Origin of the sequence: Pandoraea anhela (assembly GCF_902459655.1) — a bacterium.
GTDB lineage: Bacteria > Pseudomonadota > Gammaproteobacteria > Burkholderiales > Burkholderiaceae > Pandoraea > Pandoraea anhela.
The window spans coordinates 240220-263224 of sequence record NZ_CABPSB010000003.1 but is presented as its reverse complement, the minus strand read 5'-3'; the positions used below and the strand labels follow the sequence as shown (position 1 = coordinate 263224).

At 65.5% G+C, this 23005-nt stretch carries 19 protein-coding genes; 11 read left to right on the top strand and 8 right to left on the bottom strand.

The features are described from left to right. Positions 1-125: 125 nt before the first annotated feature. The 5 genes from PAN31108_RS06515 to PAN31108_RS06495 all read right to left on the bottom strand — a co-directional run bounded on the left by PAN31108_RS06515 (position 126) and on the right by PAN31108_RS06495 (position 6544). The gene (locus PAN31108_RS06515) at positions 126-707 is read right to left on the bottom strand and encodes a DJ-1/PfpI family protein (protein WP_150668066.1); all 582 of its coding nucleotides are present in this window, start codon (positions 705-707) and stop codon (positions 126-128) included. Between the two features lie 257 nt (positions 708-964). After that, positions 965-2266, bottom strand: a complete 1302-nt coding sequence (boxA, locus tag PAN31108_RS06510; protein ID WP_150668065.1) for a benzoyl-CoA 2,3-epoxidase subunit BoxA — start codon at positions 2264-2266, stop codon at positions 965-967. A 37-nt stretch (positions 2267-2303) separates the two neighbouring features. Next, a complete protein-coding gene (gene boxB / locus PAN31108_RS06505; protein ID WP_150668064.1) occupies positions 2304-3731 on the bottom strand; it encodes a benzoyl-CoA 2,3-epoxidase subunit BoxB in 1428 nt (475 codons plus the stop codon). A gap of 130 nt (positions 3732-3861) precedes the next feature. Further along, positions 3862-5517, bottom strand: a complete 1656-nt coding sequence (gene boxC, locus PAN31108_RS06500) for a 2,3-epoxybenzoyl-CoA dihydrolase (RefSeq protein ID WP_150668063.1) — start codon at positions 5515-5517, stop codon at positions 3862-3864. A gap of 112 nt (positions 5518-5629) precedes the next feature. Continuing rightward, entirely contained in the window at positions 5630-6544 is a 915-nt protein-coding gene (locus PAN31108_RS06495) for a helix-turn-helix transcriptional regulator (RefSeq protein ID WP_150668062.1), read from the bottom strand. 288 nt (positions 6545-6832) lie between these two features. Here PAN31108_RS06495 and PAN31108_RS06490 point away from each other — a divergent pair, with 288 nt between their 5' ends. The 4 genes from PAN31108_RS06490 (at position 6833) to PAN31108_RS06475 (ending at position 11591) form a co-directional block, all read left to right on the top strand. Next, complete coding sequence (locus PAN31108_RS06490; protein WP_150668061.1) at positions 6833-7303, top strand: DUF4863 family protein; 471 nt, start codon at positions 6833-6835, stop codon at positions 7301-7303. A gap of 86 nt (positions 7304-7389) precedes the next feature. Further along, positions 7390-8940, top strand: a complete 1551-nt coding sequence (locus PAN31108_RS06485; RefSeq protein ID WP_150668060.1) for a 3,4-dehydroadipyl-CoA semialdehyde dehydrogenase — start codon at positions 7390-7392, stop codon at positions 8938-8940. Positions 8941-9150: 210 nt separating this feature from the next. Continuing rightward, positions 9151-10755, top strand: a complete 1605-nt coding sequence (locus PAN31108_RS06480) for a benzoate-CoA ligase family protein (protein ID WP_150668059.1) — start codon at positions 9151-9153, stop codon at positions 10753-10755. A gap of 14 nt (positions 10756-10769) precedes the next feature. Further along, positions 10770-11591, top strand: a complete 822-nt coding sequence (locus PAN31108_RS06475) for an alpha/beta fold hydrolase (protein ID WP_150668058.1) — start codon at positions 10770-10772, stop codon at positions 11589-11591. Between the two features lie 168 nt (positions 11592-11759). Here the strand turns inward: PAN31108_RS06475 and selD are convergent, their stop codons facing one another. Further along, a complete protein-coding gene (gene selD / locus PAN31108_RS06470; RefSeq protein WP_150668057.1) occupies positions 11760-12848 on the bottom strand; it encodes a selenide, water dikinase SelD in 1089 nt (362 codons plus the stop codon). Between the two features lie 226 nt (positions 12849-13074). Here selD and PAN31108_RS06465 point away from each other — a divergent pair, with 226 nt between their 5' ends. Together PAN31108_RS06465 and PAN31108_RS06460 are read left to right on the top strand one after the other, a co-directional pair. Then, complete coding sequence (locus tag PAN31108_RS06465; protein WP_150668056.1) at positions 13075-14229, top strand: transglutaminase-like domain-containing protein; 1155 nt, start codon at positions 13075-13077, stop codon at positions 14227-14229. Between the two features lie 49 nt (positions 14230-14278). Beyond that, a complete protein-coding gene (locus PAN31108_RS06460) occupies positions 14279-14911 on the top strand; it encodes a TlpA family protein disulfide reductase (RefSeq protein WP_150668055.1) in 633 nt (210 codons plus the stop codon). 30 nt (positions 14912-14941) lie between these two features. On the opposite strand, the gene PAN31108_RS06455 is transcribed toward PAN31108_RS06460, so the two are convergent. Beyond that, the gene (locus PAN31108_RS06455) at positions 14942-15892 is read right to left on the bottom strand and encodes a LysR family transcriptional regulator (RefSeq protein ID WP_150668054.1); all 951 of its coding nucleotides are present in this window, start codon (positions 15890-15892) and stop codon (positions 14942-14944) included. Between the two features lie 131 nt (positions 15893-16023). Here PAN31108_RS06455 and PAN31108_RS06450 point away from each other — a divergent pair, with 131 nt between their 5' ends. Together PAN31108_RS06450 and PAN31108_RS06445 are read left to right on the top strand one after the other, a co-directional pair. Beyond that, the gene (locus PAN31108_RS06450; protein WP_246183813.1) at positions 16024-16641 is read left to right on the top strand and encodes a chromate transporter; all 618 of its coding nucleotides are present in this window, start codon (positions 16024-16026) and stop codon (positions 16639-16641) included. Continuing rightward, complete coding sequence (locus PAN31108_RS06445; RefSeq protein WP_150668053.1) at positions 16638-17168, top strand: chromate transporter; 531 nt, start codon at positions 16638-16640, stop codon at positions 17166-17168. The genes PAN31108_RS06450 and PAN31108_RS06445 overlap by 4 nt, the downstream gene beginning before the upstream one ends. A 59-nt stretch (positions 17169-17227) precedes the next feature. Here PAN31108_RS06445 and PAN31108_RS06440 read toward each other — a convergent pair whose 3' ends face one another. Then, on the bottom strand, positions 17228-18637 hold the full coding sequence (locus PAN31108_RS06440) for a hypothetical protein (RefSeq protein WP_150668052.1): 1410 nt from the start codon (positions 18635-18637) through the stop codon (positions 17228-17230). Positions 18638-18901: 264 nt separating this feature from the next. Between PAN31108_RS06440 and PAN31108_RS06435 the strand changes: the two genes are divergently transcribed. The 3 genes from PAN31108_RS06435 (at position 18902) to PAN31108_RS06425 (ending at position 22442) form a co-directional block, all read left to right on the top strand. Continuing rightward, complete coding sequence (locus tag PAN31108_RS06435; protein WP_150668051.1) at positions 18902-19537, top strand: LysE family translocator; 636 nt, start codon at positions 18902-18904, stop codon at positions 19535-19537. Between the two features lie 72 nt (positions 19538-19609). Beyond that, entirely contained in the window at positions 19610-20425 is an 816-nt protein-coding gene (locus tag PAN31108_RS06430) for a DUF3047 domain-containing protein (protein WP_246183812.1), read from the top strand. Positions 20426-20657: 232 nt separating this feature from the next. Beyond that, positions 20658-22442, top strand: a complete 1785-nt coding sequence (locus tag PAN31108_RS06425; protein ID WP_150668050.1) for a peptidoglycan D,D-transpeptidase FtsI family protein — start codon at positions 20658-20660, stop codon at positions 22440-22442. The last annotated feature ends 563 nt before the right edge of the window (positions 22443-23005 follow it).

Sequence of the window (23005 nt, the reverse complement as noted above, 5' to 3'; positions counted from 1 at the left end):
GCGCCTGCGTCCCCGATTGAGATCGGCAAATCTTGCTGCGGCACCGGACGGCCAGCTTTCGAAAATGAGGCAACATCGGACAATTCCGTCGCGCGTGACGCGCCGCGACGGAGCGGTTCAACGCATTACAGTGCGATCTTCGTGCCCAGCACGCTGAGGAACTGCGCGATCCACGCGGGGTGCGCGGGCCACGCCGGGGCGGTAACGAGCTTGCCGTCGGTGTGCGCGTCGTCGATGGCGATCTCCATATACTTCCCGCCCGCCAGACGCACTTCCGGCGCACACGCCGGATACGCCGAACACTCGCGTCCTTCGATCACGCCTGCGGCCGCGAGCAGTTGCGCGCCGTGACAGATCGCGGCGATCGGTTTGTCGTTTTGCGCAAAGTGGCGAACGGCGGCGAGCACATCTTCGTTCAGACGCAGATACTCCGGGGCGCGTCCGCCGGGGATCACGAGCGCGTCGAAGTCGGACGGCGACAGACCGTCGAACGTGGCGTTCAGCGTGAAGTCGTGACCGCGCTTCTCGCTGTAGGTCTGATCGCCTTCGAAATCGTGAATCGCAGTGCGCACCTTGTCGCCCGCTTTCTTGCCGGGACAGACGACTTCCACGCGATGCCCCACCGCCATGAGCGCCTGCACCGGCACCATCAGCTCATAGTCTTCGACGTAGTCGCCCGCCAACACCAGAATCCGCTTCTTGCCCATGTGACTCTCCGTTCAGAGAAAAAATGGAAGGGAAACAGCCCCTCCATGTTACTCAATTCCGGTGACGCCTCCGGAACAGCGTCGACGACGATACGCCATGCGTCGGTCCAGCGACGCACGAGCGCCTCGATCCGAGGCGACATTGCGACGAAAAAAAACCGCGTGCCGAAACACGCGGTGTCAAGTCGGCGCAAAACGCCGTCGGTCAATCGTGGGGCCGCGCCGTCGTGCCGACCGGACGGCGCATGCCTGTCGAGTCAGTAGGTTTCGAGATGCAGACGCCCTTCGGCCTTCATCCGTTGCCAGAGCGTTTGCCAGTCGAGCCCGGCATCGCCCGCGATGGTTTGCAACACTTGCAGCACACCGTCCTCCATGCCTTTCAATCCGCACACGTAGATGTACGTGTGATCGTGACGCAGCAGCGCCGCCACATCGGCCGCCCGCTCACGCATCGCATCCTGCACGTAGCGTTTGGGTTGGCCCGGCGTGCGCGAGAACGCGAGATTGGTGTCGATGAAATCCTTCGGCAGATTGCGCAGCGGCCCGAAGTACGGCAACTCGCCTTGCGTGCGCGCGCCGAAGAACAGCATCAGCTTGCCGGTCGCGCCCTTCATGCGCCGGCGCCGGCGATACTCGGTCATGGCGCGCATCGGCGCGGCGCCCGTGCCGGTGCAGATCATCAGCAGATGCGAGTCGGCATGGTTGGGCATGAGGAACGTACTGCCGAACGGCCCCATCACGTTCACCACATCGCCCTTCTTCAGATCGCAAAGGTAGTTCGAGCACACGCCGCCGACCGCCTGCCCCTGATGATCCTTCGTCACGCGTTTGACCGTGAGCGCCAGGTTGTTATAGCCCGCGCGCTCACCGTCGCGCGGCGACGCGATCGAGTACTGACGCGCATGATGCGCACGCCCGTCCGCCGTCGTGCCCGGAGCGATGATGCCGATGGACTGCCCTTCGAGCACCGGGAACGGCTGCTTGCCGAAGTCGAGCACGATGTGGTGGATGTCGCTCTCGGTGCTCGCATCCGTCACGCGGTAGTTGCCGACCACGGTGGCTTGCACCGGGGTCTTGTGGGTGTACAGATTGACGTAGGGTCTGGCGGCCGACCACGGCGGCACGAGCGACCCGCGCACGAGGTCAGCGCCCCCGGGTACCGGCTCGGCGGACTCGGTGGACTCGGTGGACTCGGCAGACTCGGCGGCGCTCGACGCCCCACCGCCGGACGCCCCCTGATTGCCCTGTGCCGCCTCGCCGATGACGCCCCGCCCGGCAAGCGCATCGTCCTGCACGGGCAGTTCGTCCCACGTGAACTGTGCCTCGACGGCATAGGCCTCGGCCTTGAGCACGTCGCGCCAGTTGTCGATAGCCCCCGTCGGGCACGGCGAGATACAGGCCATGCACCCATTGCACGTGTCCGCGCGCACGACGTAGTTGTTCTCGTCGTGCGTGATCGCGTCGATCGGACACGTCTCCTCGCAAGTGTTGCAGCGAATGCAGATCTCCGGATCGATCAGATGCTGCTTCAGGACTTCGACCGGAACGGGGCCGTTCATGATGCTGTCTCCTTGTGGGGATGGCGCTTGCGGCCGCTCAGTTGAAACGCACGTACTCGAAATCGATCGGCTGCCGGTTAATGCCCAGCGGAGGCGGCGAGATCCAGTTGGCGAACTTGCCCGGCTCGGTCACTCGCCCCATGAGCGACGCCACATACGTACGGTCTTCCGACGACGGCAGCCACTCGCGCTCATGCGCGGCCCATTCCGTCTCGCTCACGACACGGCCGTCGGGCGACACGCGCACGCCGGCGAACGTGCCGATCTGACGATTGAACGCCTTGTGCGGCACCGTCAGGCGGAAGTCGATGCCCGCCTTCTCCAACACCTTGTTCCAGCGGTTCACCCCCGCCACGGAGTCCTTGATGTAGTCGTCGCGCAGTACCTCGTTCATCGCGTTGAGCATCGGCACTTCGCGCTCGACGAGCTTGCCGTTGTCCACGTCGAGCAGGCGATACATCTGGCCGTTCAGTTGATGATCGTCGTCGCGCTTGCTTTCTTCGTAGCGCCCCTTCAGACCCGAGCTGTAGAAGATCGCCGCATTCGACGACTGATCCGCACCGAACAGATCGATCGTCACGGAGTAATGGAAGTTGATGTAACGCTGGATCGTGGGCAGATCGATGACGCCGGCGGCGCGCAGCTTCGAGACATCGTCCGTCTTCAGTTCGTTCATCACCTGCGCCGTGCGGGCGATCACGCGCGAGACCCCCGATTCGCCCACGAACATGTGGTGCGCCTCTTCGGTCAGCATGAATTTCGTGGTGCGCGCGAGCGGATCGAAGCCCGACTCGGCCAGCGCCGACAGCTGGAACTTGCCGTCGCGATCCGTGAAATACGTGAACATGTAGAACGCCAGCCAGTCCGGCGTCTTCTCGTTGAACGCGCCGAGAATGCGGGGATTGTCGTCGTCGCCCGAGCGACGGCCGAGCAACGCTTCGGCTTCTTCGCGGCCATCGCGGCCAAAGTAGCGATGCAGCAGATAGACCATCGCCCACAGGTGACGGCTTTCTTCCACGTTCACCTGGAACAGGTTGCGCAGGTCGTACATCGACGGCGCGGTCAGCCCGAGGTGACGCTGCTGCTCGACCGATGCCGGTTCCGTGTCGCCTTGCGTGACGATGATGCGGCGCAGGTTCGCGCGATGCTCGCCCGGCACTTCCTGCCAGGCGGCCTCGCCCTTGTGCTCGCCGAAATGGATCTTGCGCTCGGCCTCGCCCGGCGTGAGGAAGATGCCCCACCGGTAGTCGGGCATCTTCACGTGATCGAAGTGTGCCCAACCACTCGGATCGACACTCACCGCCGTACGCAAATAGACATCGAACCCGTGCGAGCCTTCCGGCCCCATGTCACCCCACCAGGACAGGAAATTAGGCTGCCACTGTTCGAGCGCGCGTTGCAGCGTGCGGTCGTCCGACAGGTTGACGTTATTGGGGATCTTCTCGCTGTAATTGATCGAAGCCATCGTGGGAATCCTCGTGTCCTGTAAATCTTTTGCGTACTTTGGGTAAGACGTCTCGTCCGGTGGATGTCGCCGCGCGGGCCGCCGCCCCCTGTCAGCCCGTGAGGGCCGGGGCCGCGATGCGCCGCATTCGTCAGACGCGGTTCAGATCGAACTGCGCCTTGTTGCCCTTGCCGTAGACCTTCAGCGCGCCCTTCTCGCCCACGGCGTTCGGACGGATGAAGATCCAGTTCTGCCATGCCGACAGACGGCCGAAGATGCGCGTGTTCATCGTCTCGCGACCGTTGAAGCGCAGGTTCGCTTCCATGCCGGTGAGCGCGTCGGGCGACATGGCCGCACGCTCCTCGATGGCGATGCGAATTTCGTCAGGCCAGTCGAGGTCGTCGACGGCGGCCGTGACCAGGCCAAGACGCTCCGCTTCGTCCGGACGCACCGGGCGGCCGAGGGTGGCGCGCACGGCCTCCAGCTCGGCAACGTCCTCATAAAAGCGACGGGCCAGACGGGACTGATCCGTGACCATCGGCAACAGGCCGAAGTTGACTTCGCTGAGCGTGATAGCCGGCTCGTCTTCCTCGCTCGCAGGCAGCGCCGCCATGTACGTGCGGTCGGCGGCGAATGCGAATTCGGCGAGCGTGCCGGTGAAGCACGAGTCCGGCTCGATCAGCGCGAACAGCGAGCGCGACGACACGTCGATGCGGGCGAACGTGCGGCGCAGCATGCCCAGGGTTTCGCGCACGAACCAATGATCCCGGTGAGCGAGCAGCGAGGCGTCGGCGGCAAGTACATGTTTGGCGTCGCCTTCGGTGCGCAGCAGCCACGTGCCGATATCGAGTTCGTTGGTCCGCAGGTTGAGAATGGCGTCGTCCAGCTCACGCGCCATCTTCAGCGGCCACCAGTTGACGCCCGCGGCTTCGATGCCGGCGATGTCGGCCGGCGGCGCAGACTTGGGCGCTTTCACGGTCAGGCTGGCGGTGCGGTTGTTGCGGTCGATTTCGACCTCGACGAATTCGTAGCGCATGGCGTCCGGCTCGTCGGTGCGTTCGATCCGCGTGAGCGTCACGCCCTTGCCGCCGGGACGGTCGCTCGCCTGCGCGAGTTCCTGCGCGCGGGACGCCACGGCTTGCGCGAACTGCACAGGCTTGACCACTTCGTCCACGAGACGCCATTGCTTGGCGCGCTCGCCGCGAATGCCCTCGACGATGGTGCAGAAGATATCGGCGCGATCGTTGCGCACGCGGCGCTTGTCGGTCAGACGCGTCAGGCCGCCGGTGCCCGGCAGCACACCCAGCAGCGGCACTTCCGGCAGCGCGACCGACGACGAGCGGTCGTCCACCAGATAGATCTCGTCGCAGGCCAGTGCAAGTTCGTACCCGCCGCCGGCGCATGCGCCGTTGACCGCGGCAATGAACTTCAGGCCCGAATGACGGCTGGCGTCTTCGAGACCGTTGCGCGTCTCATTCGTGAATTTGCAGAAGTTGACCTTCCACGCATGCGAGGAAAGGCCGAGCATGAAAATGTTCGCGCCCGAGCAGAACACGCGGTCCTTCGCGCTCGTGACCACCACCGTCTTGACTTCCGGATGCTCGAAGCGAATGCGCTGGATGGCATCGTGCAGTTCGATGTCCACCCCCAGATCGTACGAATTGAGCTTGAGCTTGTAGCCTTCGCGAATGCCGCCGTCTTCTGCGATGTCGATGGCGAGCGTCGCCACCGCACCGTCGACGCTTAGCTTCCAGTGTTTGTACTGGGTGGGATCCGTACGGTAGTCGACGTGGGGTTTGCCGAACATGATTGCCTCCAACTCGAATAATGATCTTGTTGAATTGCAATATAGTGCAGCATAAACCCACCGTCAACCGTTTCTCTTACGGAAAATGAATTATTTTGCAGAATGACGACGATCAATCGGACGACAACTGCACTGCCAGGCGGCCGCGCAGTTGCAGATAGGCGTCGGCCAGCGCGCGCCCACCGGTGTCGAAGCTCATGTCGGCCTTGGCGTAGAAGTCTGCACGCCCGGCCAGAATGCGCTTGAGGTCGTCCATGGCTTCGGCATTGCCCGACATGGGACGCAGATCGCCCTGCGCCACGACACGCTTCATATGCTCTTCGGGCGAGGCTTGCAGCCATACCGTATAGCAGTGGGTGAGCAGGAAGTTGAACGTCGCGGCGTCGCTGACGATACCGCCGGGCGAGGCGATCACCGCGCGGGGATGCTCGGCCACCACGGCCTCCAGCGCACGCAGTTCATAGCGGCGGTAGGCGCTCGCACCGTACAGCGAATAGATCTCCGACGGCGGACAACCGGCCAGTTGCTCGATCACGCGGTTGAGTTCGACGAACGGCACGTGCAGGTCGTCGGCAAGCATGCGCCCCAGCGTCGACTTGCCCGCACCGCGCAGGCCGATGAGCGCAATGCGCCCGCGACGGTCCGGATCGCGCTCGCTCCCCGCGAACAGTTCGGTCAGCGCCTGACGCGCTCGGGTGAGCGCCTCGCCATCGCGACCGTGCAGAATTTCGCGGATCAGCAGCCACTCGGCCGACGACGTCGTCTCGTCGCCTACGATTTCCGCCAACGTGCAATTTAGTGCTTGTGCCAGCTGACGCAGGAACAGCACGGACGCATTCCCCACGCCTGACTCCAGATTGGCCACGTGACGCTCGGACACGCCCGCATCGAGCGCCAGCGCCTTTCGTGTCAAGCCACGACGGGCCCGCAGCGTCCGGACCCGCTCGCCCAGCGCGACCAGGAACGGGTCTTTATCGCCGGCGCCCCGCGCCGTCGGCACCCCATCGGCTTGCGCACTCTTATTCATCGGATGAGATCCTCGAAGCAGATAACATGTAATATATTGCTTGACAGCCAAATTTGCATGCTCTAATTTTCACCATGCGTCGGTAAAAAAGCAAATGCGGGCCAGACAGGCTGTGCACCGTTATTGATCGACGTCATATCAACAGACAGTGCGCAGACCGGACGGCGTGCGGGCAGCAAGGTGACACTCGGCATTGGGCATGGCATCGACGATCCCGGCCCGGTCGGATTCAGGTGTCCTCTGTCGGCGCACCCGGTGCAGCGACTGCGACGTCCCCAGGAGACATGGATGGATGTGCCCCAATTTCAGGCGCTGATCGCCGACGTGACACGTCAACTCGACGCTCGCCCGCTCGACGCATCGCTGGCCGACTGGCTCAACGCCCACTATGGCGCGGGCTCCCGCGAATTCGAGACGCTGGCCGAGGCCTGCCGCACCGGTGTGGCCGAAGGCTGGCTGTGCAATCGCGAAGGGGGCGGCATTCGCTACGGACGCGTCATCAAACCGACGCCCGACACGCACGGTTTCTCTGTCGACGTGGTGGACATGGCCGATCTGGCCGGGCCGCACCACGTGCATCCCAATGGCGAAATCGATCTGATCATGCCGCTCACGCCGGGCGCGACCTTTGACGGTCATGCCGCCGGCTGGTGCGTATACGGCCCCGGCAGCGCGCATCGCCCGACGGTCGCCGGCGGCCGCGCCCTTGTGCTCTACCTGTTGCCCGAAGGCGCGATCGAGTTCACGCGCAGCGCCTGAGCGCAGCACGCGCGCACGGCGATGGCGAAGGCGTCGCCCCCTTCGGTTCGATTCACGTTCGATTCACGTTCGATCCCCCTCGGTTGATGGACATGCGTACCCCTGCCCTGCTCGAAAACTACCTCGCCGGCCAATGGGTGGCCGGCAACGGCGACACACTCGCCTATGTATCGAGCGCGGGCCTCGATCTCGATGCGGCCTTTGCGTTCGCACGCGAGACGGCCGGCCCCGCGCTGCGAGCGATGACATACGGCGAGCGCGCGCAACGCCTGGCGCAGATCGTTGCCACATTGCAGGCGAATCGCGACGATTACTACGCCATCGCCACGGCGAATTCGGGGACGGTCGCCGCCGACTCGGCCGTCGATATCGACGGGGCCATCTACACCTTGTCGACGTACGCGAAACTCGGCGCGTCGCTAGGCGACGCCCATACGTTGCTCGATGGCGCCACCGTCCCGCTCGCCAAGGACGCCTCGTTCGCCGTGCGTCACGTGTTCCGTCCCACCCCGGGCGTTGCACTGTTCATCAACGCCTTCAACTTCCCGTCATGGGGGCTGTGGGAAAAAGCGGCGGGCGCATTGCTCGCAGGCGTGCCCGTCATCGTGAAGCCGGCCACGGCCACCGCGTGGCTTACGCAGCGCATGGTCGCCGATGTCGTTGCCGCCGGAATGCTGCCGCCGGGCAGCCTGTCCGTGATCTGCGGCAGCGCCGCCGGCCTGCTCGACCGCATCGGGCCGTTCGATGTCGTCTCGTTCACCGGGTCGGCCGACACGGCAGCGACATTGCGCGCCCATCCGGCGTTCACCCAACGCGCTGCGCGCATCAATGTGGAAGCCGATAGCCTGAACAGCGCCGTCCTGCTGCCCGACGCCCGGCCCGGCACGCCCGTCTTCGATCAGTTCGTGCGCGAGGTGGCGCGCGAGATGACCGTGAAGTCGGGGCAGAAATGCACGGCGATTCGGCGCGCGATGGTGCCGGTCGAGCACTTCGACGCGGCGGCCGCAGCCATTGCCGAGCGTCTTGCGAAGACCGTTGTGGGCAACCCGCGCAATGCATCCGTGACGATGGGGTCGCTCGTGAGTCTCGCGCAAAAGCGTGCGGTGCTCGACGGCATCGCGCAATTGCAAACGGAAGCCGAAACGCTTTACGACGGCAATCGCGAGGCAGCATTCGTCGATGCCGATGCGAACAGCGCCTGCGTCGCACCGGTGCTGCTGGGCCTGCGCGATGGCGCGACGGGCAAGCGCGTGCACGACACAGAAGTTTTCGGGCCGGTGGCGACACTCGTCGGCTATCGCGATCTCGACGAGGCCGTAGCGCTCGCCGAGCGCGGACAAGGCTCGCTCGTCGTCTCCCTGTACAGCAACGACGCGCTCGCCATGCGTGCGCCCGCGCTCGCACTGGCGCACGCGCACGGTCGCGTGCATGCCGTGGACGCCTCGGTCGCAAAGACACAGACGGGCCACGGCAATGTGATGCCGCAGTCGCTGCACGGCGGGCCGGGCCGCGCGGGTGGCGGCGAAGAACTCGGCGGCCTGCGCGCGCTGCGCTTCTATCACGTGCGCGCGGCCGTTCAGGGCCCGGCCGCGCTCGTCGAAGCGCTCACGCAGAACGCCGTCGAACTGCCGAAGTGAAGGATGCAAGTGAAGATGCAAGTGAAGATACGAACGACCCCATGGACAAACGCGAGGTGCATCGTACCCAACGTTTGATCCCGCAGTAGCCGCAAGCCGTCGCAGTCAAGGTGATTCAGACAGGCGCCGTCAGAGCGCTGAAAAGAACTCACGCCACGCGTGCGCGCCCGTTGGTGGGCGCCTCGCCCGTGGTGATCCACCGGAGGCAACATGGAAGCCGTACTCACCCCACCGCCGGCGAACTTCAACTTCGCCGCGCATCTGGAGGCGCTCGGTCGCGAGCGCGCTGCCAAGACTGCTTATGTCGACGACACACGAGCCCTCACCTACGGCGAACTGGCCGAGCTAAGCCGACGCTTCGCGACCGGCCTCGCGCGTGCAGGCGTGCATCGTGAAGAGCGCATCCTGCTGATCATGCTCGACACCGTCGACTTGCCGGTGGCGTTCCTCGGCGCGTTGTACGCCGGTGTCGTGCCGGTGGTCGTCAACACGCTGCTCACCGCCGACGATTACGCGTACATGATCGCGCACAGCAAGGCGCAGCTCGTGATCGCGTCCGGCGCACTGATGCCGACCGTGCAAGCCGCGCTCGACAAGGTCGCCGGGACGACGGGCGCTGCGCCGCCGCCGTGCGTGGTCTCCCCACCGGTTGCGGGCCGCACGGATGCGGCATCGTTCAAAAGCGCCACCTTCGCCCCCTCCTTCGACACGACATTCGACGCCCTGCTCGACGGCCCGCCGAGCGCGCTGCCTGCCGATACGGCGGGCGACGACATTGCGTTCTGGCTGTACTCGTCCGGCTCCACCGGCAAGCCCAAAGGCACCGTACACACGCACGCAAACCTATACTGGACGGCCGAGACCTACGGTCGTCACGTACTCGGCGTTCGCGAGGACGACATCGTCTTCTCCGCCGCAAAACTCTTCTTCGCCTACGGCCTCGGCAACGGGCTGACGTTCCCGCTGTCGGTCGGCGCGACCGTCGTGCTCATGGCCGAGCGGCCGACGGCGGAAGCCGTGGCGAAGCGCCTTCGCCAGCATCGCCCGACGATCTTCTACGGCGTGCCCACGCTCTACGCCACACTGCTCTCCTCGCCGCATCTGCCCGCAAGGGACGAAGTCGCGCTGCGGCTGTGCACGTCGGCCGGCGAAGCGCTGCCCCGCGAGATCGGCGAGCGCTTCACGGCACACTTCGGCGCCGAGATTCTCGACGGCATCGGCTCGACCGAGATGCTGCACATCTTCCTGTCGAATCGCGCGGGACAGGTCGCCTACGGCACGACCGGCGAGCCGGTGCCGGGCTACGCAGTGGAACTGCGCGACGAGCATGGCAACCCGGTGCCCGACGGCGAGATCGGCGACCTGTACATCAAAGGCCCAAGCGCGGCGCTCATGTACTGGTGCAATCGCGAGAAGTCGCGCTCGACCTTCCTCGGCGACTGGCTCAAGAGCGGCGACAAATACCAGCGTCTGCCCAATGGGTATTACGTCTACGCCGGGCGCAGCGACGATATGCTCAAAGTCAGCGGCCAGTACGTCTCGCCCATCGAAGTGGAGATGGTGTTGATGCAGCACGATGCGGTGCTCGAAGCGGGGGTCGTGGGACGCGACGACAACGGCCTGACCAAGACGCAGGCGTTCGTCGTGCTCAAGCCCGGCATCGTCGCCACCGACGAGATGGCCAGCGAGTTGAAGGCCTTCGTCAAGGCGCGCCTGGCGCCGCACAAATATCCTCGCGAGCTGGTGTTCGTCGACGACCTGCCGAAGACGGCCACGGGCAAGGTGCAACGCTTCAAGCTGCGCGAGTTGCTCTAGGAGACGCAAGGAAGATGTCCGACATACAGTTCGCCCGCATCGAGACGCCCTCGCACGGCGCGCTTTCGCTGGAGTATCGCTGGATCCACCGCGAGCGCACGAGCGCGCCGCTGCTGGTCTTTCTGCACGAGGGGCTCGGCTCCGTGGCCATGTGGAAGGACTGGCCGCAGCAGTTGTGCGACGCGGGCGGCTATCGGGGCCTCGTCTATTCGCGTAACGGCTATGGCCGCTCGACGCCGCGCCCGCACGACGAGAAGTGGCCCGTCGACTTCATGCACCGGCAGGCGCGCGAGGTGCTGCCCGCGTTGCTCGATACGCTCGGCGTAGGTCCCGATCAGGCCGAGCGCGTGTGGCTCGTCGGGCACAGCGACGGCGGCTCGATCGCGCTGCTGTTCTCGGCCGCGTTCCCCGACCGGCTCGCCGGCGCCGTCGTGCTCGCGCCGCATCTGTTCGTCGAGGATGTGTCGGTGCAGAGCATCGCCAAGACGAAGACCGTCTATGAGACGACCGACCTGCGCGCGAAGCTCGGCCGCTATCACGACGATGTGGATTCGGCGTTCTGGGGCTGGAACGACATCTGGCTGAACCCGGCGTTTCGCGACTGGAATCTGGTCGGCGCCGTCGCCACGATCGCCAAGCCGTTGCTCGCGATACAGGGCGAAGACGACGAGTACGGCACGATGGCGCAGATGGACAGCATTGCTGCGCATGTGCCGCATGCGAAGGTCGTGAAACTGCCCGAGTGCGGACACTCGCCGCATCGCGACGCCCCCGGCCCCCTTGGTGACGCCATCGTCGCATTCATCGGTGCGCATACGCAGCGCCAGGCGGCTTGACGCCGCGCCATCGCGCAAGCCTCGCCGAAACGCATTGCGTGCATGAAACGCGGGCGCCCCTGCTCGGCGGACGCCCGTGTTTTTCGGTCACACGTTGGATTTCACGCTTTTGCTGCGTGTTTCGGCGTGTTTCGGTGTGTTTCGGCGGCGTGTCTGAACCTCGCCGTGTCAGATGACGCGCACCCCCGGCGTGCCCGGACGCATAGCGCCGACGATGGCGGCTTCGATGAAGCCGTCGGCACGGAAAACGGCGAGCACATCGTCGACGGCGCCCGGCGCGCACGACACCAGCAAGCCGCCGGCCGTCTGCGGATCGCATAGCAAGTCGCGGTCGCGCGCCGTGAGGCGTTCGCCCAACGCCACCGACGCGCCATACGACGCCCAATTGCGTCCCGACGCCCCTGTAATGCACCCCTGATCCGCCAACTCGCGAACGCCGTCGAACAGGGGCACGTCGGACATGCGCAGATAGGCGGCGAGGTTTGCGCCACGGCACATCTCCAGCGTGTGGCCCAGCAGGCCGAAGCCGGTCACGTCGGTCAGCGCATGCACGCCGGGCAACGCGGCCAGGGCTGGGCCGACACGGTTCAGGCGCGTGGTCGCATCGATCATGCGGCGATAGCCCGCCTCGTCCAGTTGTTGCTTCTTGAGCGCCGCCGACATCACGCCGACGCCGAGCGGCTTGCCGAGCACCAGCACGTCGCCCGCGAGCGCGTCGGCATTGCGCTTGAGGCGCTTCGGGTGCACCACGCCAAGCGCCGCCAGACCGTAGATCGGCTCGACGGAGTCGATGCTGTGGCCGCCCGCGATCGGAATGCCGGCCTCGGCGCAGACCGATTCGCCGCCGCGCAGGATCTCCCGAATCGTCTCGTGCGGCAGCACGTTGATCGGCATGCCGACGATCGCCAGCGCGAAGATCGGCTTGCCGCCCATCGCATAGATGTCGGAGAGCGCATTGGTCGCGGCGATGCGACCGAAATCGAACGGATCGTCGACGATCGGCATGAAGAAATCGGTCGTCGCGATGATCGCCTGCTCGTCGTTGAGCTGGTAGACGGCCGCGTCGTCGGACGTCTCCGTGCCCACGAGCAACGCTGCCGGCGCGGGCAGCGGCGTATCGTTGCGCGCGAGCAGTTCGGACAGCACGCCCGGCGCGATCTTGCAGCCGCAGCCGCCGCCGTGAGAGAGCGAAGTCAGACGCGGCGCTGCCGTGGCGCTCTGGGCGGCGCCCGCTTGAGTTGCATCGTTTGCGGTCATGGTCGTCAGTGTTCGTTTTCCTTAAGTCGACGTATTATGAAGCAGCTTTGGCTTGCCGCCATGTCCCGACATGTCCGGCCATGCCCGGGCCTGTCTCGAAACAGCGGCCTCGCGAAGATCGACGACGCCATGCTACCGTTTCACATCGTCCCTGCACCGCAGGGCGGTGCCGATTCACCCTAACCACCGTGCGCCGTGAGCGCTGAAGCACAAGGGGACCCACACCATGCAACGCCGCCGCTTCCTGTCTCTGGGCGCCTACGCCCTGCCCGCTACCGTGCTGTCGACTTCGCTGATCCCGGCTGCCGCCCGTGCAGCATCTGGCGCGTCGGCGACCCCAGCCCCCGACGCCGCCGACGGCTGGCGCACGTTTGAACTGACCACTCAGGTCGACCTGCCGGCGGGAAGCGGTCCGGCGAATGTCTGGCTGCCGGTGGCGACAACGCCGTCCGGCGCTTATCAGACGGCTCTGGGCGCGCACTGGGAAGCGCCCGGTGCCAAAGCCGAGTTGCGCATGGTGCGCGGCGCGTCCGACATCGGTGTGCCGATGCTTGCCGTGGCGTGGCCCGAAGCCGCCGCGCAAGGGACTCGCACCGTCACGCTGACGAACACTTTCGCGACGCGCGACCGGCGCGTCGATCTGTCGCAGCCGCCGTCCGCGAAAGCGCCGCGCGAATCGGAAGCGGTGCTGCGTCAGTACCTTCGTCCGACCGAACTCCAACCGATCGACGGTCTGGTGCGAGAAACCGCCGAGAAAATCACGCGCGGGGAGAAGGGCGATGTGGAGAAGGCCCGCGCCATCTATCAATGGATCGTGGAGAACTGTCGTCGCGAAGGGTCGGTGCGCGGCTGCGGCACGGGGGACGTGCGCTACATGCTCACCACGGGCGACCTCGCGGGCAAGTGTGCGGACATCAACGCACTTTTCACGGCGCTGGCGCGCTCGGTCGGCATTCCGGCGCGCGACGCTTACGGCGTGCGCGTGGCGACCTCACGTCACGGGTTCAACAGCCTGGGCAAGGCGGGGGACGTGACGCGCGCACAGCATTGCCGCGCCGAGTTCTACGCGGCCGGTTACGGATGGGTGCCGGTCGATCCGGCGGACGTGCGCAAGGTCGTGCTCGAAGAAGTCCCGGGCGGTCTGCCGCTCGACGATCTGCGCGTTCGTGCGGCGCGTGCGATGCTCTTCGGCCAGTGGGAAATGAACTGGGTCGCGTTCAACCACGGGGCGGACATTCCGCTGCCGGGCGCACAGGGCGCACCGAAGTCCACCGTCCCCTTCCTCATGTATCCGAACGGCGAAGTGGCCCGCGCCCGGCTCGACAGCCTCGATCCGGAGACGTTCCGCTATCGCATGACCGCGCGCGAGCTCACGACCTGATACGTCGTCAGCCGCCTCGCCGAAACGCCACACCAAGGAGCGCATCGCCATGCAACGTCGTCGCTTTCTTCACGCGCTTGGGGTGCTCGGCAGCGCCGGCGCCCTCGGCGAAACCGGCTCGCGAGCGTTGGCCGCAGGGCCTGATGAGTCGATGAAGGGGGCGATGAAAGGCGCGATGAAAGGGTCGACGGAAGTCGACGACAGCGCGCTTGCCGGAACGTCCGGCGGCACGCTGTCGGCCTGGCGCGGGGCAACGCCGGCGTTCTCTTTGCCGAGCCTCGACGGCACCCCGCATGCGCTGTCCGATTACCGGGGACGCGTGGTCATCCTGAACTTCTGGGCGACGTGGTGCGGCCCATGCCGCGATGAGATTCCGGCTATGGGGGCCGTGGTTCGTCAGTATCGTCAACGCGGTCTTGCGCTGCTTGCCGTCAACTACAAAGAGCTGCTCACCACGGTGAAACCTTTCCTCGACAAATTGCCCATCGACGGCACGGTCCTGCTCGACGCCGACGGCGCGCTCTACAAACGCTTCGGCTCGCTCGGCCTGCCCGCGACGTACCTCGTCGACCGGGCGGGCAACGTGCGCTACTGGCGTATGGGCGAACTCGACTGGCGCGATGTCGGATTGCACGGCCACATCGAAGCCCTGATTGCGCAGAAAGGCGGGGCGACAGCCTGACGGCAACACCTGGCGACGTCTCGCATCGACTCACCCCGCCTCTGCCCCGGTGGCGGCGCGCACATGGGCGAGCAAGCGGGCCGTCGGCCCCGCGAGCACGCCCTCCCGATACGCACAGCACAGCGGCGCGCGCGGGGATGGCGCGAGCGGCCGGTAGACGATGCCTTCGATCTGCATGCGCATGAGCGACGCCGGCACCACCGACACCCCCAGCCCCGCCGCGACCAGCGACAGCGTGGTGAGCAGGCGCGGCGCTTCCTGCTCGATGGTCGGACTGAAACCCGCCCCGTGACAGGCGGCGATGATGGCGTCGTAAAGGCCCTGTCCCGCCCGTCGACGATAGAGAATGAGCTTCTCCGCCGCGATGGCCGTTATCGGGACTTCGGCGGCACGCGCGGCCTTGCCTGCCCTGCCACCCTCGGCCGCTCGCCCCGTGCGCGCGAGCGGATGCGCAGACGGCACGGCCAGCACCATCGGCTCTTCCAGCACCTGCACGACGGTGATGTCGCCGGTATTGCCCTGCGGCTGCCGGATGAATGCGACGTCGATATGCCCGTCGCGCAATCCGTCGAGCAATTCGCCGGTGCTCGCCTCGTCCAGCATCAACGAGACCGACGGCGCATCGCCGCGAAACGCGCGAATCACCGTCGGCACGAACGGATGCAACGCGGCGGAACTCGTAAAACCGACCGACAACCGGCCTTTCACACCGGCGGCGACCCGTCTCACATCGTCTACCGCCTGATCCAGCTTGCGCACGACCTCGTAGGCATCGGCAAGAAACGCCTGACCGGCGTCGGTGAGCGCCATGCCGCGCGGCAGCCGTTCGAACAGCGTCACCCCCAATTGCGTCTCCAGCACCCGGATCTGCTGAGAGAGCGGCGGTTGCCCGATGCCCAGGCGCTCAGCCGCACGTGTCATGTGCCCGGTTTCCGCGACTGCAATGAAGTAGCGCAACAGGCGTACATCGATATTTGCCATATTGATTCGATATGATTCAAGTCACTTCCATATATTGGACAATATAGCGCAATCGGCCTACTCTCAAGGGGTCCCGCGCGGCACGCGTGCCTGTCTCCCTCATGGCGCTTGGTGCCGGGCGGCCCACCGTCATGCCGCTTTTGCTGAACTCGTCCGCCATGAACACACCGGCCCCGCCCCCATCCACGCCTGCCTCCCCCGCCGTGGCGCCCATTGCCGACACGCCGAGCGTGCGCGCCCTCTTCTTCGGTTTTCTCGGCCTCGGCATGACCGCGTTCGGCGGGGCGCTGCCGCTCGCGCGTCGCATGATCGTCGAGAAGCACCGCTGGATCACGTCTGCCGAGTTCACCGACTTGCTCGGTCTGTGCCAGTTTTTGCCGGGCGGCAACATCATCAACCTGTCGGTTGCGCTGGGCATGCGTTTTCACGGCTGGCGCGGCGCGCTCGCGTCGATTCTGGGTCTGATTGCCGCGCCGTCCGCCGTGGTCATCGCGCTGGGTACGATCTACCAGCATTTCCAGAACGATCCCCATGTGAAGCATCTTTTTGCCGGGCTGGCGGCGGCCGCCGCCGGTTTGCTGATTCAGATGGCCTGGAAGGTCGCGTGGCCGTTGCGCAAATCGCTCGCGCTCGGCGGCGTGGCGGTGGCCTGCTTCATCGCGATTGCCGTGCTGCGTGTCCCGCTCGTGCTGACCATGCTCGTGATGACGCCCGTGTCCATCTACGCCACGTGGCGGGTGTCGCAATGACCGGCACGCTCGTCTCGCTCGCGCTCATCTTCACGCAGTTATCGGTGCTCGCCTTTGGGGGCGGCAACACGATCCTGCCGGAGATGGAACGTCAGGTCGTCGATCTGCATCGCTGGATGACGTCGGAGGAATTCAGTGCGCTGTTCGCGCTCGGTCAGGCCGCGCCGGGGCCGAATCTCATGATCGTGACGCTCGTCGGCTGGCACGTGGCCGGCTGGCAGGGCATGCTCGTGACGTCGATCGCGAAGTTCGGGCCGTCCTCGCTCATCACGGTCGGCGTGTTGCATTTGTGGGAGCGCTTCCGGGATCGCCCATGGCGACGCATCGTGCAGGCCGGTCTGATGCCGATGACCGCCGGGCTGGTCGCCGCGAGCGCAGTGCTGATCGTGCAAGCGTCGGCCACGTCCTGGCTGCTCTCGGGCATTACCGCAAGCGTTGCCGTGCTCGCGATCCGCACCAAGGTGCACCCGCTGTGGTGGCTCGCGGCGGGCAGCATCGCCGGATTGCTCGGCGGCGCGTATCTGTAGGTGCGATGGCGGGTGTGCATCGGCATGCCTCCCGCCCCCGCACACCGGCCCGGCGGCACTCAGCGTTTGCCGGCTTCGCAGACCTGAGCAAACGAGGCGTGCCAGTGGTCGCGCCCCAGCGTGTCGATACCATCCACCAGCAGGATCCAGTCGGCGCTACCGATCTTGAGCGACGGCGGCGTGTCGCCGCGCACCAGCGCCGCGAGTCGTGGCGGGCACGGCGCATGACCGGCATTAACGGGATGACCGACATTACCGACATGACCGACGTTGCTCTGATTGTGGTCATCTCCCTCTGGCCTGCCTGCCACGATCATGACGCACGCGATCCACTGCGCGACGTCCAGCGCGATCGTCGGCCGTAGCGTCTCGCCGGGCTGCGGCGTCGGCTCATCGGACCACCGCCAGGCATACCGCGCACTGACACCGGCACGCGTTGCGACCCCCAGCGCCGTCATGACCTGCTCGCACGTCATGCCGTGCTGAGCAGCGGCCGTCAGCGCCCGCTCTGCGAGGTGACGCCAGTCGCCTGTGCCACCGCAGTCGTGACGCACGCTGGCGGCGAATAGCGCGACCAGGCGGGTCCGCACGCGACGCAGCGCTTTGGCGTGCGTAAGCAAACGACGCTCGTTCCGGGTTTTCGCAGACAGATCGTCGGTCGTCTCGGCGGGATCGAAGATCTGCACATCGATGGGGTGGACGCTGAATGTCGGGGAGCCCGCCTCATCGTGACGCCAGTCCGGCGCCAACCGCGATTTGAGCAATGCAAAGGCGTTGTCGTCGCGTATGAGCGAGGGGCGCTCGTCGGAGATACGCAGGGCGTCGCGCAGGGCCTTCGGCAGCTTGAATCCCAGACCGTGCGCCATCAACTGACAGAGTCCGGCGACACGGTCGCTGCGCGCGAAGTCGGATTGCGGGGCGTCGGCAATATGGAGCAGCAACGATTCGACGATCCGCATCTCCGCCAGCGCGCGACGCGGCAGCGCAGCGCCGTCCTCGCGCGCCTTGGCGGCGTGCGCCGTCGCCTCGAACACGGCCAGACACTGACGCATGGCCGTGACGTCCGCGAGCGTGCGGCGGCGCAATTGCGAATCCGTCTGCAATGCCCATTGGCGTTGCGCCTCGCCGCCGCCGTCGATCGCCTGCTCCAGCGCCTTGAGTTCGGGCCACAAGTAGGTGCAAGTCGCGCCGACGGTCAGCGCACTGAGTGCACAGGCGAAGCCGACGTCCGCCGCGCCGGGATGCGCCGCCGCGTGCCGATGAAATCGCAGGGACGCCTGATGCCATGCGTCGGCGAGCAGATCGCGCAAGCCATTCTCTCGCAGGCATGCCGCGGCACCGGAGAAGTCGCCCCGGAAGGCGTCGAAGACGCAGTGCGCGGCCGCCCTCGTCAGTTGAAACAGTGTGCTGATGCTCGGGGTGGCGCCGGCCGAGACAGACGTGACGGTCGCGTCGGTTGCGAATGACATGGCGAAAGCTCCTTGAGGACAGGGATGTGGGCGGAAATCGAACGAGGGGCCGAATAATGGGACCGAATAGAGGGACCTAATAAAGGGGCAAAGGGGCCGAACGGGGAACCGAATGAGAAAATCGAATGAGCGGGCATGGTCTGCCGGCCGTGCGCTGGCGGCTTCAGGATTCGCTCGCGCCACTTTTGGGCGGCCTCTCGCAGAATCTGGGATGATGTCGCCATTGCATCGCCGTGAAACGCCCCCCATCCGACCGGAGCCCTTATGCCGACCCTTGCCACGCTTGCCACGCTTGCCACGTTCGTCGTTGTCGTTCTCGGTTTTTTTCTGATTCCGGGGCCGGCGGTATTGCTTACCGTCACGCGAACCGTGCAGGGGGGACGCCACGCCGGCGTCATGGCGGGCATGGGCATCGCCCTCGGCGATCTCGTTCACACGTTGTTCGCGGCGGTCGGACTGTCGGCGGTGCTGATGACCTCGGCGCTCGCCTTCGACGTCGTCAAATACGTGGGGGCGGCTTATCTCATTTATCTGGGCATCAAAGCGCTGCGTGAGCGGCCGTCCGACCCGCAGTTGCCTGCCGCACCGCAGGTGTCGCCGAGCCGCGCATTCGTGCAGGCCGTGGCAACCGAGGTGCTCAATCCGAAAACCGCGCTGTTCTTCCTCGCGTTCATGCCGCAGTTCGCGCATGCGAGCGCAGGGAACGTCTTCGCGCAATTTCTCGTGCTGGGGATGGTGTTCGTAGCGATGAGCACCATCTACACCACCGCCATCGTGTTTTCCGTGCGGCCGCTGGGCAAGTTCGTGAGGCGCTTCACCTGGCTGCTGCGCTGGCAGGGCAAGATCATCGGCGCCCTCTTCATCGGGCTGGGGCTGCGCGTCGCCATGCAGCAGCGCTGAGACCGGGCCAGACGGTTGCGCGGCAGCCGTCGCACCGTCACAAGTCGTGTTCCAACGTGGGAGTCGTTCACCATGCAACGCATTGTTTCGACGCTTCGTTCGCGCGCCAATCCCCCTCGACGTCACACGGGCGCGACCCTCAGGGCCCTGGCGATAACCGCCTGTCTGACGACGATGTCGCTGGCGGCGGCGCCGGCATTCGCTGCCGATCCGGCGAGCGCGTCGACGACGCCGGCCGTGTCCTTCTCCAAAGCGAGTCCGGGCAATGCGTTGCCCACGGGTTGGCAGAACCTGCCGGTCGTGAGCGGCAAGAAGCTCACCGTCTACAGCGTCGTCACGGACGGCAAGCGCAACATCATCGAAGCGAGCTCGACGGACTCGGCATCCGCACTCATGGCCAAGGGCGACGGCGTCGACCTGAATGCAACGCCGGTTGTCGCGTGGCGCTGGAAGGTCGACAAGGCCGTCCCCGGCGCGGATAACCGGGTGAGCGACAAAGAAGATTCGCCTGCGCGGCTCGTCTTCTTCTTCGACGGCGACAAGTCGTCGCTCTCGTTCGGCGACCGCGCGGTCATGACGCTCGCCAGGGCCAGCGGCGAAGACCTCCCCTACGCGACGCTCATGTACATCTGGTCCAACGATGCGCCGGTCGGCGGCGTGATCCAGAACCCGCACACCGATCGGGTACAGATGCTCGTGGTGGCGGGCGGCGAGGCGTCGCTCGGCAAGTGGCAGACATTCTCCCGCAACCTCGCGGCGGACTACGAGCGCGTGTATAAGGAGAAGCCGGGCAAATTGCTCGGTTACGGCGTTTTCACCGACAGCGACAACACGCATACGAGTGCGCATGCCTGGTATGGCGACGTGCGTTTCGATGCAGGCAAATAGCGCCGGGAACACGCCCCCGGTTTCACCTGCCGACACCCATGCGAAATGCCGTGTCGAAAGCCTCGAAAAATCCCCTTGAAGCCCCGTGTGACGGGGCTTTCGCGCTATTACAACAGCCGCTTGCGTGCTACGCTATCTCGCCTAGTATTTGCGCCGGAGTCGGTCGACGGACATCGTGTCGTGCGTCGCTGCCGATCGGCGGTATCAAGTCTCTCAACGCCCCGCGAGCGCCATGCAAAAGAATCGCCAGCCCAAGGACGTCACGTTCGCCGCCAGTCCTGTTTTGCAGTCGCGCATGTCGTTGTGGCGCTCCAAGTTCATCGTCATCCTGATTACCCTCGCCTTCATCGGTCTGGTGGTCCGGGCGTTCTGGATTGCCGGCCCGGGCAACGGCTTCTACATCGCACAGGGTGAAAAGCGTTACGAGCACGCCATCGTCATGCCGGGCGTGCGAGGCAAGATCGAAGACCGCGACGGTCGCGTGCTCGCCACCAGCCTGCCCATGCGCACCGTCTGGGCGGTGCCTGCCGAAGTGCCGGACGACCTGTCCGACAGCGACGTCCAGAAGGCCAGCAAGTTGCTCGACATCCCGGTGAAGGAGCTGCGCACCAAGCTCATCGGCGAGAAGAAGTTCGTCTATGTGAAGCGTCAGGTGTCGCCGGAGATCGGCAAACAGGTCGAAGCGCTGGGCATTCCCGGCGTTTATGAGAGCAGCGAATTCAAGCGTTTCTACCCGGAAGGGGAAGTCGCCGCGCATGTCGTGGGCTTCACGAACGTCGAGGACAAGGGGCAGGAAGGCATGGAGCTGGGCGAGGAGCCCTTGCTCGAGGGAACGGCCGGTGTGCGTCGCGTAATCAAGGACCGTATCGGGCGCACCATTCAGGATCTCGACGACTCCAGCCCGCCGCGCGACGGCAAGGACATTCGCCTGACGCTCGATACGCGCGTGCAATACATCGCCTACGAAGCATTAAAGAATGCGGTCGAGCGCACGGGGGCGAAGGCCGCCATGGCCGTCGTCATCGACGCCAAGAGCGGGCAGGTGCTGGCGCTGGCCAACTTGCCGACGTACAACCCCAACGATCGCGAGCATCTGACCGGCGAGCAATTGCGCAACCGGGTGTTCACCGACGTCTTCGAGCCGGGTTCCATTCTCAAGCCGTTCACCATGGCGCTGGCGTTGGATCTGCACCGTCTGACACCGACCACGACTATCGACACCGGCCCCGGCCGTTACGTCTTCGAAGGAGCGACCATTACCGACGATTCCGCGAACGGCGTACTGACAGCGGCAGGCGTGATTCAGAAGTCGAGCAACATCGGCATGACAAAGGTGTCGACGATGTTGCGCGCGGAAGAGATGTGGGACATGTTCACCGAGATCGGACTGGGCCAGCAGCCGAAGCTGGGGTTCCCTGGTGCGGTCTCGGGGCGCCTGCGCCCTTACAAGTCCTGGCGACGCATCGAGCAGGCCACGATGGCTTACGGGTATGGCATCTCGGCGTCGCTGTTCCAACTGGCGCGTGCGTACACGATCTTCGCTAACGACGGCGTGCTCGTGCCCATCTCGATCGTCAAGCCGGACTCGCCGGTGCAGCCCGAGGGCGTGCGCGTCATTGATGCAAACACGGCGGCGGAGATGCGCAAGATGCTGGCGAGCGTGGTGGATACAGGCGGCACGGCCACGACCGCGCAGGTGGCCGGATACAGCATCGGCGGGAAGACGGGGACGGCATACAAGGCGGGCGCACACGGCTACGATCACTCGAAGTACCGGGCGTCGTTCGTGGGGATTGCCCCCTTGTCGGCGCCGCGTCTGGTGATTGCCGTGTCGGTGGACGAACCGAAGGCGTCGCAGCACTTCGGCGGTCAGGCGGCCGGGCCGGCGTTTGCGGAGATTGCCTCGCAGGCGCTGCCGTTGCTGGGGATTCGGCCGGATCTCCCGGTGCGTCCGGGCGTGATTCTGGCGGCGCCGACGTCGGATACGCCGCCGGATGATAAGGGATCGCACGGTTGAATTGGCTTTGGGTGTCGCCTTGGGCGTCGCTTTTGAGGACGCTTTCAAAAGCGCTTTTTAGGTTGCATTGAAAGTCGCCTCGGCAAAGCAAACGCCCGACCCGCTTCCGTCGTCATCAGTCAATCGGGGCGGGGGCCGCCCGCGGCACTCCATTGCCTGTTAAGTCGCACCGCGGGCAGCCCCCGCCCCGATCCGCCAACGATAGCGATGCGACGACACCGAGCGGTACGCAAAGGGGTTCGATCTCCCCGCCCGCAGCGAACACGAGTGGCTTCGTCCAGTGCGAGGGCAGTGATGAGACAGGATGGATGAGCGGTGATTGTCGGTGCCCTGACGGAGCGACTTTAAAGTTGGAGCGGAGTCAGGGTACCGGCAAGCGCCGCGGGTTCGGGGGGAAGCGGGGGCTGGTGGTGGTTGGTTAGCGGGCGGTGTCGACGCATAGGCGAGGTATGGGCAAAAAGGGCGATTCGATGATCGAATTGCACTTTTTGCGTACCGATAAGGCAGAGAACAACAAAAACAAAAAAAGGCGGCCCGGTTAACCGAAGCCGCCTTTTTCGCTT